Origin of the sequence: Sphingomonas sp. HMP6 (genome assembly GCF_013374095.1) — a bacterium.
Lineage (GTDB): Bacteria > Pseudomonadota > Alphaproteobacteria > Sphingomonadales > Sphingomonadaceae > Sphingomonas.
The window spans coordinates 2,088,025-2,100,505 of sequence record NZ_AP022672.1; the positions used below are offsets into that span (position 1 = coordinate 2,088,025).

Here is a 12,481-nt window from a genome sequence, read left to right on the forward strand (position 1 = left end):
ACCCCCGACTTGATCGACGCGTCATGCCGGTTGCAGGATGCGAAGCGCCCGCATACCAATGCGGTAACAGGATCACCAACGATCCGGGGGGCAGGAGTTTCGATGCGCAACGATGTGACCGCGGTAATCGCTGGGCTGATGCTCGCCACCCCCCTTTCGGCACAAACCGCCCCAGCCCCAGCCGCCGCCCCAGCTGCGACCCCCGCCAAGCCGCCCAAATGGAACGTCAACGCGCCCCCCGGCATGACGACGCGGCAAGTGCCGATCGCGGTCAGCGAGGGGAGCTGGATGAACGTCGACGTGTCGCGCGACGGCACGATGCTCGCGTTCGACCTGCTCGGCGACATCTATACCATGCCGATCGCCGGCGGTACGCCGACGCGGATCGCCGAGGGCCTCGCCTATGAACAGCAGCCGCGCTTCTCGCCCGACGGCAAGCGCATTGCCTTCGTGTCGGATCGCGGCGGCGGCGACAATGTCTGGCTGATGAACCTGGATGGCAGCGACAAGCGCCAGCTGACCAAGGAAGACTTCCGCTTGCTCAACCAGCCAAGCTGGAGCCCCGACGGCCGCTTCATCGTCGCCAAGAAGCATTTCACCACCGCGCGATCGCTCGGCACCGGCGAGGTATGGATGTATCACGTCTCGGGCGGCGGCGGCGTGCAATTGGTCAAGCGCGCGAGTGAGGAACTGCAGAAGGAGCTTGGCGAACCGATCTACGCCGCCGACGGCAAGAGCGTCTTCTTCACGCGCAACGTGACCCCCGGCCCGATCTTCGAATATGCGCAGAATTCGTACACCGACCTGTTCGACATCGAACGCTATGACATGGTGACCGGCGAGACGAGCACCGCCGTGTCGGGCGCGGGCGGATCAGTCCGCCCGACCCCCTCCCCCGATGGCAAGCGCATCGCCTTCGTTCGGCGTGAAGCGGGCAAGTCGAAGCTTTACGTCAAGGACCTCGACAGCGGGGTCGAGCGCAAGATTTACGACACGCTCGATCAGGACGTGCAGGAGACGTGGGCGGTCACCGGCGTCTACCCCAACATGGCGTGGACGCCCGACGGCGGATCGGTCGTGTTCTGGGCGGGTGGGCATATCCAGCGTGCAAAAGCCGACGGATCGGGCGCGAGCGTGATCCCGTTCGCGGTCAACGATACGCGCGTGGTGATCGATGCGACCCACCCGACCGTCGCGGTCGCGCCGGATCACTTCAGCACCAAGATGCCGCGCTGGGCGAGCATGTCGCCGAATGGGCAAAGCGTGCTGTTCGAAACGCTGGGCAAGCTCTGGATCAAGCCCGCAGCGGGCGGTGCTGCGCAGCGGCTGGTCAGCGGCGACGAGGCCGAGATGCAGCTTTGGCCGAACTGGTCGCGCGACGGGCGATCGGTGGTGTTCGTCGGTTGGACTGATGCCGGGCTGGGCAAGGTGCGCACGGTCGCCGCCACGGGCGGTTCGGCGAAGGACGTCACCGCCAAGCCCGGCCATTACGGCAACCCGCGCTTTACGCCCGATGGCCGTACGATCGTGTTCGAAAGCGGCCGCGGCGGCGGCCTGACCGCGGCGCGCGGCGGCGAGAATCCGGGCATCTACCGCATCGCGGCGACCGGCGGCACGGCCACGCGCATCACCAAAAGCGGCAGCCAACCGCAATTCGGCGCGGATGGCGAGCGGGTGTTCTTCCTGGCGTCCGAAAAGGGCAAGCGGCAGCTCGTCAGCACCGACCTCAATGGCCAGGCGCGGCGCGTTCATGCCTCGGGCGAATTGGTCAACGATTACCAGGTCTCGCCCGATGGCCGCTACGTGGCGCTGCGGCAGAATTACGAAGCGTTCGTGATGCCACTGCTGCCCGGAACGCAGGATGTCGCGGTCGATATCAAGAAGGGCGCGCTCCCCGTCACCCGCGCAAGCGGCGACGGGGCGGCGTTCATCGGCTGGTCGCATGACGGCGCGCAATTGCATTGGTCGCTCGGGCCGACCTTCTTCACCGTCCAGACCGAGGCGCTGTTCCGCGGAGCCCCCGAAGACGATGCGCCGAAATTCGTCGCGCCCAAGACCGGCATCTCGCTGTCGATGGACGTCACCGCCGACAAACCGACCGGCACCGTGGCGCTAACCGGCGCACGGCTGGTGACGATGGCGAATGCCGAGGGCGGGATCGTCGACGACGGCGTCATCGTCATCACCGGCGACCGCATCGTCGCAATCGGGCCGAAGGCGTCCACCCCGATTCCGGCGGGTGCCAAGACCGTCGATGTCACGGGCAAGACGATCATTCCGGGTCTGGTCGATGCGCATGCGCACGGCGCGCAGGGCGATGACGACCTGATTCCGCAGCAGAATTGGTCGGCGATGCTCAACCTGGCCATGGGCACGACGACGATCCACGATCCGTCCGCGAGCGCATCCGAAATCTTCGTCGCGTCCGAGATGCAGCGCGCGGGCAAGATCATCGCCCCGCGCACCTTCTCGACCGGCGAGATCATCTACGGCGCCAAATCGCCCGATGTGTATGCCGAAATCGACACGTTCGAGGATGCGCTGTCCGACGTCCGCCGCCTGAAGGCCGAGGGCGCGAACAGCGTCAAGAATTACAACCAGCCGCGCCGCGAACAACGCCAGATGGTCGTCGCAGCGGCACAGCGCGAGAATATGGAAGTCGTGCCCGAAGGCGGCTCGCTCTTCGCGATGGACATCAGCCTGATCCAGGACGGCAATTCCACAGTCGAGCACAACGTCCCGCTGATCACCTTCTACAAGGACGTGGTCGATCTGTGGACGCAGACCAAGACCAATTACACGCCGACACTGGTCGTCACCTATGGCGGCCTCGCGGGCGATCCCTACTGGCGCCAGCATACCGATGTGTGGAAGCACCCGATCGTCTCGCGCTACGAGCCGCCCGCCATGCTGCTCGCGCAGAACGGCCGCCGCACGATGGCACCCGAGGATGCGTTCGTCGATGATGAGAGCGCACGCGAGGCGGGGAAACTCGCCGCGCGCGGGGTGCAGGTGTCAATCGGCGCGCATGGCCAGCAACCGGGCCTCGGCGCGCATTGGGAAATGTGGTCGTTCGTGCGCGGCGGGTGGAGCCCGATCCAGGCACTCCGCGCGGGCACCATCATGCCCGCGACCTCGCTTGGTTATGCCAAAGACCTCGGCTCGCTCGAAGTCGGCAAGCTCGCCGATCTGGTCGTGCTCGATGCCGATCCGACGATCGACATCCGCAACAGCGACAAGGTCCACCGTGTGATGCTGGGTGGGCGGCTGTACGATCCACTGACGATGGACGAGGTCGTGACCGGCACGCGCAAGAGTGCGCCGCTCTGGTGGGCCGGAAGCGGGATCGGCGCGGGTGCCATGCCGAGCGTCGAGAGCGCGACGGGGGGAGATTAAGCGACAAGGCTGTGACGCTCGAAGGGTCATTTCGATCAGTCTCAGGAAATTAAGCGATTGGACAGATCAATCAATGCGGCCCATCGTCCGGTATAGATAACCAGCCGATGGAGAGCGAAATGAACGTCGAAGCCAAATGCCCGGTGGGTGCCGGCAAAGTGGACGGCAATGCCGTCCTGTTCGAAATGTCGAACCGCTTATGGTGGCCGAACCAGCTTGATCTGTCTGTATTGCATCAGAATTCTCCGCAGGCCGACCCGATGGACGCGGATTTCGATTATGCTGCTGAGTTCCAGAGCCTCGATCTTGCGGCAGTAAAGGCCGACATCTTCGCGCTGATGACCGAGTCGCAGGATTGGTGGCCGGCCGATTACGGCCATTACGGCCCGTTTTTCATCCGCATGGCGTGGCACAGCGCGGGTACCTACCGCATCGGTGACGGTCGCGGTGGCGCAGGTGCCGGGCAACAGCGGTTCGCGCCGCTCAATAGCTGGCCGGACAACGCCAATCTCGACAAGGCCCGGCTGCTGCTGTGGCCAATCAAGCAGAAGTACGGGCGCAAGCTGTCCTGGGCCGATCTGATGGTGCTGGCGGGCAATTGCGCGATCGAATCGATGGGTGGCGTCACCGCCGGGTTCGCCGGCGGCCGCGTCGATGTCTGGGAACCGGCGACCGACGTGAATTGGGGCGCCGAGCGCGAATGGTTGCAGACCAGCGAAAAGCCGGGTGGCCGCTATTCCGGCGAACGCGTGCTCGCCGACCCGCTGGCGGCGGTGCAAATGGGCCTGATCTACGTCAATCCTGAAGGTCCTGACGGCAACCCCGATCCGCTGCTCGCCGCGCACGACATTCGCGTGACGTTCGCGCGGATGGCGATGAACGACGAGGAAACCGTCGCGCTGATCGCGGGCGGCCATACCTTCGGCAAGACGCATGGCGCGGGCGTGCCCGACGATTATGTCGGCCCCGAACCCGAAGGTGCACCGATCGAGCAAGTCGGCTTGGGCTGGAAGAACAGCCTCGGCAGCGGCAACGGCGTCGATACGATCACCAGCGGGCTTGAGGGTGCCTGGACGCAGGAGCCGACCAAATGGACTGACCTGTATTTCAAGAATTTGTTCGAGTTTGACTGGGTGCTGACGCGCAGCCCGGCTGGCGCGCAGCAATGGACCCCGAAGAACCCGGAAGCGCAAGGCACCGTTCCCGACGCACATGATCCGATCAAGCGTCACGCGCCGATGATGCTGACGACCGATCTCGCGCTGCGGTTCGATCCCGCATACGAGAAGATCTCGCGCCACTTCTATGAAAACCCGCAGGCGCTACAAAAGGCGTTCGCCGAGGCATGGTACAAGCTGACCCACCGCGACATGGGGCCGCACTCGCGGCTGCTGGGGCCGGAAGTCCCGGCCGAAGCGCGGCTTTGGCAGGATCCGGTGCCCGCGGTCGACCATCCCTTGATCGACGCAGCGGACATTGGCGCTCTGAAGGCCAAGATCCTTGCGTCCGGTCTGTCGATCGGGCGACTGGTGGCAACCGCCTGGGCATCGGCCTCGACCTATCGTGGCACCGACATGCGCGGTGGCGCCAACGGCGCGCGCATCCGCCTTGCCCCGCAAAAGGATTGGGCGGTCAACGAACCCGCCGAACTGGCGACGACGCTCGCCAAGCTCGACGAAATCCGCCGTGGCTTCGGCAAGCCGGTGTCGCTGGCGGACATGATCGTGCTCGGCGGCTCTGCAGCGGTCGAGGCGGCGGCGAAGGCAGCTGGGCATGACGTGACGGTGCCGTTCACCCCGGGGCGCACCGATGCCTCGCAAGACCAGACCGACGCCGAATCGTTCGCACCGCTCGAACCAAAGGTCGATGGCTTCCGCAACTTCGCAAGCGGCGATCAGCCTTGGTCCGCAGAAGAGTTGCTCGTCGACCGCGCGCACCTGCTGACGCTCACCGCGCCCGAAATGACGGTCTTGGTCGGCGGTCTGCGGGTGCTCGGTGCCAATGTCGGCGGGGCCCCTTACGGCGTCTTCACCGATCGTCCGGGCACGCTGACCAACGACTTCTTCGCCAATCTGCTCAAGACGAGCATCGCGATGAAGTGGGAAGCATCGAGCGACGCGGATGACGTGTTCGTCGCGCGGGACCGCAAGACCGGTGAGGCGAAGTGGGCCGGCACGCGCGTCGACCTGATCTTCGGCGCCAACTCACAACTCCGCGCGCTGGCCGAGGCCTATGCGACCGACGATGCGAAGGAGAAGTTCGTTAGCGCCTTCATCGCGGCCTGGACCAAGGTGATGAACGCAGACCGGTTCGACCTCGCCTGATCACGGGGTAGATCGACACAAAAAAACGGGCGCTCGCCACTGGCGAGCGCCCGTTTTCCTTGGTGCCCGGGCGATCAGAATTTCGCGGTGATCGTCCCGAAAATCTGGCGCGGATTGCCGTAGAAGGCAGTGGCGATGCCTTCCTTGCCGAGCGTCGCGACATACGGCCCGTTGGGCACCGGCACATTCGCCAGGTTGATCGGGTTTCCGGCGAGATCGGTGCGGATATATTGATACCCCGCCGTCTTGTAGATCTTATTGGTGATGTTCTTGGCGTGGACACCGACCGAATAGCGTCCGCCGCGGCCGAAGCTGTAGGTCAAATTCGCATCCCACAGCGCATAGCCCGGCTGGTCGAGGAAGGGGCTCGCCGTTTCGAACTGATGCGTCAGGCTGCGATACGAAAGCGTAGTGTTGGCGTTGACCTTGCCGTCACCAACCGGAACCGTACCGGCGAGCGTCGAGGACAGCGTCCAATCGGGTGTGTTCTGGAACACGCGGACATTGGCGACATCGGTCCCGGTCGGCCCAATGAAGGTCTTATATTTGGCGTCGATATAGCCGAGCGTCCCCGACAGCGAGATGTTCGACCCTGGCCCGGCAAAACCGCGCGCGAGCACGCCGGTCGTCTCAAGCTCGACGCCCTTGATGTTGGCCTTGGCGGCGTTGGTGGTGATGCCGCAGAACGACTGCACCCCACCGATGATGCAGCCGACCGAACCCGGCACCTGCACGTCGGCATAATCGGAATAAAAACCGTTGAGCGCGATGTTGAGCCGCTTGTCGAACAGCGAACCCTTGTAGCCGACCTCGTACGATTTCACGATTTCCGGGCGGAACAGCAAATAGTTGTAGATTTCCTGATAGCTGCGCACGCCGTCCTGATTGACGTCGGGGGCCGAGGTGCCCGAGCCGCGCGGATCAAAACCGCCGCCCTTGAAGCCTTCCGAATAGGACGCATAAAGCAGATGGTCGGGCGTCGGCTTAAAGTTCAGCGACGCGCGTGGCGTGAAGCGCTTGAACTTCGCCACGCCGCGGAAATCGGTCGACGGCGCGCCGACAATCGTCGGGTTGCCGCCGAATTCGGGGGTAACGCCGAAATAGCTCGCCTTGAACACGTACGAGCTGCGTTCGTCCCACGTGTAGCGACCGCCGAGCGACAAGCTGAACTGGTCGGTGAAATCATAGGTGAAATCGCCAAAGATCGAGCTCGTTTCGGTCCGCACGTCGCCCTTGGTATAAGCGTTGAAATTGGCGAGCGTGGTCGACAGCAGCACGTCGAACCCGGTCGAAGCCTTGGCGCCGAGATAATAGAAGCCGATCAAACCGTTAAGCTTGTCGCTCTTATAGGCGAGCTGGAATTCCTGGCTCGTCTGCTCGTTGCGATAGACCGCCGGCACGTCGACATCGACCGCGGGCAGCGCGTCAAAATCAATCGGCGTCAACGAGCGATCCTTGCGGAACGCGCTGATGCTCTTCAGCGTCAGACGATCGTTCAGCTCGGCGCTCGCGACCAGCGACAGGCCGCCGGCCTGGATGTTCTGGCGCGGATTGTTGAGCCCAGCGCGCGTGTCGAACGCATTGGCCTGCACCGGCGTGTTGCTGAGCAAGCTGGTAATCAGCCGCGATCCGTTGCGCGCGTTCGATTTGTCCTCGGTATAATCGCCGGTCAGCCGGATCGACATGCGCTGATCGGGCGATTCGAATTCGATCGTGCCGCGCGCGGCCCATACATTCTTGTTGTAATTGTCGATGTTGAGGTTCGTGTTGCGCCCGAACCCGTCGCGCGTCAGCCGCGCGCCCGCCACGCCAACCTTAAACAGGCTGCCGATCGGGGCCGACAGGCTGACGATGCCGTCGGCTTGGTTGAACGAGCCGTAACTCGCCTTGAAATTCGCCTCAGGGCTGTCGGGGAGCTTCTTGGTGACGTATTTTACCGCGCCGCCGATCGTGTTGCGACCGTAAAGCGTGCCCTGCGGCCCGCGCAGCACCTCGATCCGCTCGACTTCATACACGTCGAGCACGGCGGCCTGCGGGCGGTTGAGATAGACGTCGTCGAGATAGATGCCGATGCCGGCTTCGAACCCGGGGACCGGATCCTGCTGACCGACGCCGCGGATGAAGGCGGCAAGCGTCGAATTGGTGCCGCGCGCATTCTTCAGCGTCGTGTTTGGGGTCACGTTCTGCAAATCGGTCAAATCGACCGCGCCGATCTGTTCAAGCCGCGCGGCGGAGAAAGCGGTGACGGCAATCGGCACGTCGAGCAAGGTTTCCTCGCGGCGGCGCGCGGTGACGACGATGTCGCCATCCGCCACATCCTGCTCTTGCGCAACGGGGGTCTCGGTCGGTGCCGACTGGGCATAGATCGGTGCTGCGGTCATAGCAGCGAAAGCAGCGCCAGCATGCAGTAGCGCGCGCGCGGAAATCAGGCGTGTCATCGGTTTTCCCCTCCTGTGGCGCTTCCACGGTGGCCCCGGTATCATCCGGGTTGTGCGCCAGTCGCAGCCGCTATACTGAAACCTGAACCAGGTTTCAACTTGGGAAATGGGGAGGCGTCGTACATGGCGATGGAAAGTGTCCCGAATGCCACAGCCTCCGTGTCTGACGAGGGCATGTCGGCAGCAAGCGCGGGCAAGGTCCCGCGGACCGAGCGCGGGCGCCGCACGCTGCGCACGATCCTCGATGCGGCGGCAATCGAGTTTGGCGAACGCGGCTTTCACGAGGCATCGGTCAGCGGCATCACGCGCCGCGCCGGCGTCGCGCTGGGCAGTTTCTACACCTATTTCGATTCGAAGGATGCGGTGTTCCGCGCGCTGGTACGCGACATGTCGGATCAGGTACGCGACCGCGTCGCCCCTGCGATCCGCGCCGCACCCGATCAGATCGCGGCGGAGCGGGCTGGCCTAAGCGAATTCATCGCCTTCGTGCGCGGGCATAAGGAAATCTATCGCATCATCGACGAATCCGAATTCGTCGATCCTGAATCGTTCAAGCTGCACTATGCCACTACCGCCGACCGCATTGCGGCACGGTTGAAGGCGGCTGCGGGGCGCGGCGAGGTGCGCGGCGACGTGTCGGAAATCCACGCCTGGGCGATCATGGGAATGAACGTCTTCTTGGGCTTACGCTTCGGCGTCTGGGGGCAAGATATGGCGCCGGATGCGGTGGCGGACGTCGTCGCGGACTTCCTCGCGCGGGGGTTGGCAGCGGAGCCACGTGTGATCTGACCCTCGACTCTGTTCGTTAACGAGTCTCTGCCAGCGGCCCGAGGCACAGCTCGGCGACAGCATCGACGATCGCGTCGGCGTCGAGCCGGTAGCTGCGGAACAGGTCGGGCACGTCGCCCGTCTGGCCGAACCGGTCGATCCCGAGCGGGCTGACGCGCATTCCCCTTACGCTGCCAAGCCAAGACAGAGTCGAGGGGGCACCGTCGATCACCGTGACGAGCTTCGCATCCGCGCAAAGCTGCGCCAGCAATTGCTCGACATGGCTCACCACGCTCGCCCCGGTCCAGCGTCCGGCGTGCCGCGCTGACCAGCCGCGATGCAGCAGATCGGGTGAGGTTACCATCAATAGTCCGAGCCCCGGCAGATCCTCGGCCAACAGGTCCGCCGCCTCCAGCACTTCGGGCGTGATCGCCCCGGTGAAGACGATCGCAAGGTCGGCTGGGCCGCTCGGAGCCTTCAGCCAATAGCCGCCCTGCAACGCATCGTCCTGCCAACCATCGTCGGCGCGCTCGGTCTGCGTCAGGGTGCGCGTCGTCAGCCGGAGATAGACCGATCCGCCGTCATCCGCCTGCATATGCCGGAACGCCCAGCCCATGATCAGCGCGAGTTCGTCGGCAAAGGCCGGTTCGAAATAGGTTAGGCCCGGCTGGCCGATGCCGATCAGCGGCGAATTGATCGACTGGTGCGCCCCACCCTCCGGCCCGAGCGTCAGCCCTGACGGCGTTGCCACCAGCAGGAAGCGCGCGTCCTGATAGCAAGCGTAATTGAGCGCATCGAGACCGCGCGCGATGAAGGGATCATAGACCGTCCCGATCGGCATCAGCCGCGTGCCAAACAAGGGCGCGGCGAGGCCCAGCGCCGCCAGCATCAGGAACAGATTGTTCTCGGCGATGCCCAGTTCGATATGCTGGCCAGCGTTATGCCCGGCCCATTTCTGCGCCGTCGGAATACGCGCGGCGGAGAAGACATCCTTCAACTCCTGCCGCCGGAACAGCCCGCGCTGGTTTACGAACGCGCCGAGATTGGTCGACACCGTAACGTCAGGCGAGGTCGTGACGATACGGTCCGCCAAAGGATGCCCGGACTTGGCGAGATCGAGCAGGATCCGCCCGAACGCGGCTTGCGTCGAAAGCTCGGCACCGTCGGGGACGGGCAGATGGTCGGGCACCGGCACCACTTGCGCCGCCGGAACGTGCTGCCCTTGGGCAAGCGCACTTGCCTCCACCACCGCCCGCGCCGACGCCGCGACATTCGCACCGAGCCCGCCATAGGGCGCCCACTCGTCGCCCTCGGCAATGCCAAGGGCACCGCGCAGTTGCTCGATCTGGCCGGGGTTCATCAGCCCGGAATGATTGTCCTTGTGCCCGGCAAACGGCAGGCCATAGCCCTTGACGGTATAGGCGATGAACAGCGTCGGCACGTCGTCGTCGCAGCGCGCGAACGCCTCCAGCAATGTCGCGATGCAATGCCCGCCAAGATTGGTCATCAGCGCGGCGAGCGCGGTGTCGTCATGCTCCGCGATCAGCGCAAGCGTCTCCGGGAAATCCGCCAGATCGGCGGTGAGTCGCGTCCGCCACGCCGCCCCGCCCTGATAGGTGAGCGCCGCAAACTCCGCATTGGGGCATTCGTCGATCCAGTCGCCGATCGCCTGACCGCCGGCCCGCGCGAACGTCTCGCGTTGCTTGGCGCCGTGCTTCAGCGTCTCGACCCGCCACCCACAGGTCTCGAAAATATCATCGAAGCGCCGGAACATCCGGTCGGCGGTCGTGCTGTCGAGCGACTGGCGGTTGTAATCGACGATCCACCAGCAATTGCGGATGTCGTGCTTATACGCCTCGATCAGACATTCGTAGATATTGCCCTCGTCGAGTTCGGCATCGCCGATCAGCGCGATCATCCGGCCGGCATCGCCCTCGGCCATTTCGCCATGCGCGATCAGATAATCCTGAATCAGGCTGGCAAAGGCGGTAATCGCGACGCCCAGACCGACCGACCCCGTCGAGAAATCGACCGGGATGCTATCCTTGGTCCGGCTGGGATAGCTTTGCGCGCCGCCAAAGCCGCGGTAGCGCTGCAGCGCGTCGAGCGATTGCTGCCCCAGCATGTAATGGATCGCGTGCAGCACCGGCCCGGCGTGTGGTTTCACCGCGACCTTGTCCTGCGGGCGCAGCGCACCGAAATACAGCGCGGTCATGATCGCGGTGATCGACGCGCAGCTTGCCTGATGCCCACCGACCTTCAGCCCGTCGCGGCTCTCGCGCAAATGGTTGGCGTTGTGGATCGTCCAGGACGACAACCAGCGCAGCCGCGTCTCAATCGTTTCGAGCACGGCGATCGTCGCCGGATCGGTGCGGTGGGCGGGGGCTGTGACGGTCATATCCATGGGCGCCATGGTAGCCGATCGGCCCGCCGACGCGATGCCAATCTTGGCATAAGCTTATTCCGCGTCGGCGGAATCACTCTGACGTGCGGCGAAATGCGCGATCAGCCAGCTGCGCACCAGGCTGATCGTCGGATCGGCAAGATCGTCGGGACGGAGCTTTAGATAATAGCCAAACCCATCATTGATGACCGTGTCATACGGCACGACAAGTTGACCGGCGGCGATTTCGCCCGCGAACATGTCGATATCGGCAAGCGCAACGCCGTCGGAGTTCATCGCATAGCTAACCGCGAGTGCATTGGAATCGAAAGCGAGGCCGCGATCGGCATCGAGCGTTATCCGGCACTGATTGGCAAAAGTGCTCCACAACAGCCCGCGCGGTTGATCCTCCAGTTTGACATGGAGCAGATCATTGTCCGCAAGGAAGGCTTCTAGCGACTTGCCTGCGTGCCGTTCCGCCGTCTGGGGGGAACTGACCGGGGCGACGCGCACCATCCACAACAGATCGGTCACGCGGTCATCGATATTGGGGCGGTCAAACACGATCGCCATGTCGGTCTCGTTACTCGGTAAACCGACCGCGCCAGAGCTGGAAATGTCGATGCGGATTTCGGGATGTTCGGCGCGAAACGCCTGGATCATCGGCATCACGACCTGTTGCAGGAGGGTCGGTGGAATATGGATCCGGATCGGGCGGTTGGCATTGGGATTGGCGCAAATCGCATTCATCGTCTGTTCGAGCCGGTCGAACGACTTGCTCACCTCGGGCAGTAACGCCTTGCCCGCCGCGGTCAGCACCAGCGTCTGACCCGACCGATCAAAGAGTTTGTGGCCCAGCAATTCCTCGAGGCTGATCACATGCCGGCTCACCGCGCTCTGGCTGACGTTGAGCGCCTGCGCCCCAGCCGTGAAGCTCAGCCGCTGCCCGACCGCATCGAACGCGCGCAGTGCGTTAAGCGGTAACCAGCGCCGATTGACCGGTGACGTGCGTGCGATGGAAAGCCCCTTCGGTGCCGGGCGTTATGCCCATTTTCGATACCAAGCGCGTTTTTTGGGCAGATGCAACGCCGTGCCGCCCGCCACGCCGCGCCTTGCAGGTTTTTGCATGTCGCCATGCGCAAATGCGATTTCAGCTGCGGCCTGTGCGCATG

At 64.1% G+C, this 12,481-nt stretch carries 6 protein-coding genes; 3 read left to right on the forward strand and 3 right to left on the reverse strand.

Annotated features, from left to right (window positions below; all coding sequences use genetic code 11):
• Positions 1-102: 102 nt before the first annotated feature.
• Together HMP06_RS10255 and katG are read left to right on the forward strand one after the other, a co-directional pair.
• Positions 103-3,396, forward strand: coding sequence for an amidohydrolase family protein (locus HMP06_RS10255; RefSeq protein ID WP_176497004.1), 3,294 nt, complete (start codon positions 103-105; stop codon positions 3,394-3,396).
• Between the two features lie 119 nt (positions 3,397-3,515).
• On the forward strand, positions 3,516-5,720 hold the full coding sequence (gene katG, locus HMP06_RS10260) for a catalase/peroxidase HPI (RefSeq protein ID WP_176497005.1): 2,205 nt from the start codon (positions 3,516-3,518) through the stop codon (positions 5,718-5,720).
• A gap of 74 nt (positions 5,721-5,794) precedes the next feature.
• Here katG and HMP06_RS10265 read toward each other — a convergent pair whose 3' ends face one another.
• On the reverse strand, positions 5,795-8,158 hold the full coding sequence (locus tag HMP06_RS10265; protein ID WP_176497006.1) for a TonB-dependent receptor: 2,364 nt from the start codon (positions 8,156-8,158) through the stop codon (positions 5,795-5,797).
• A gap of 174 nt (positions 8,159-8,332) precedes the next feature.
• Between HMP06_RS10265 and HMP06_RS10270 the strand changes: the two genes are divergently transcribed.
• Positions 8,333-8,947, forward strand: a complete 615-nt coding sequence (locus HMP06_RS10270; protein ID WP_232089958.1) for a TetR/AcrR family transcriptional regulator — start codon at positions 8,333-8,335, stop codon at positions 8,945-8,947.
• A 16-nt stretch (positions 8,948-8,963) separates the two neighbouring features.
• Here the strand turns inward: HMP06_RS10270 and HMP06_RS10275 are convergent, their stop codons facing one another.
• Together HMP06_RS10275 and HMP06_RS10280 are read right to left on the reverse strand one after the other, a co-directional pair.
• The gene (locus HMP06_RS10275; protein ID WP_176498470.1) at positions 8,964-11,330 is read right to left on the reverse strand and encodes a transketolase; all 2,367 of its coding nucleotides are present in this window, start codon (positions 11,328-11,330) and stop codon (positions 8,964-8,966) included.
• Between the two features lie 54 nt (positions 11,331-11,384).
• Complete coding sequence (locus HMP06_RS10280) at positions 11,385-12,326, reverse strand: LysR family transcriptional regulator (protein WP_232089959.1); 942 nt, start codon at positions 12,324-12,326, stop codon at positions 11,385-11,387.
• Between the last annotated feature and the right edge of the window lie 155 nt (positions 12,327-12,481).

Bases quoted from the DNA above. Each gene is read 5' to 3' on its own strand.
- katG (WP_176497005.1), top strand. From the start codon at position 3,516: ATGAACGTCGAAGCCAAATGCCCGGTGGGTGCCGGCAAAGTGGACGGC.
- HMP06_RS10275 (WP_176498470.1), bottom strand. From the start codon at position 11,330: ATGGATATGACCGTCACAGCCCCCGCCCACCGCACCGATCCGGCGACG.
- HMP06_RS10265 (WP_176497006.1), bottom strand. From the start codon at position 8,158: ATGACACGCCTGATTTCCGCGCGCGCGCTACTGCATGCTGGCGCTGCT.
- HMP06_RS10270 (WP_232089958.1), top strand. From the start codon at position 8,333: ATGTCGGCAGCAAGCGCGGGCAAGGTCCCGCGGACCGAGCGCGGGCGC.
- HMP06_RS10255 (WP_176497004.1), top strand. From the start codon at position 103: ATGCGCAACGATGTGACCGCGGTAATCGCTGGGCTGATGCTCGCCACC.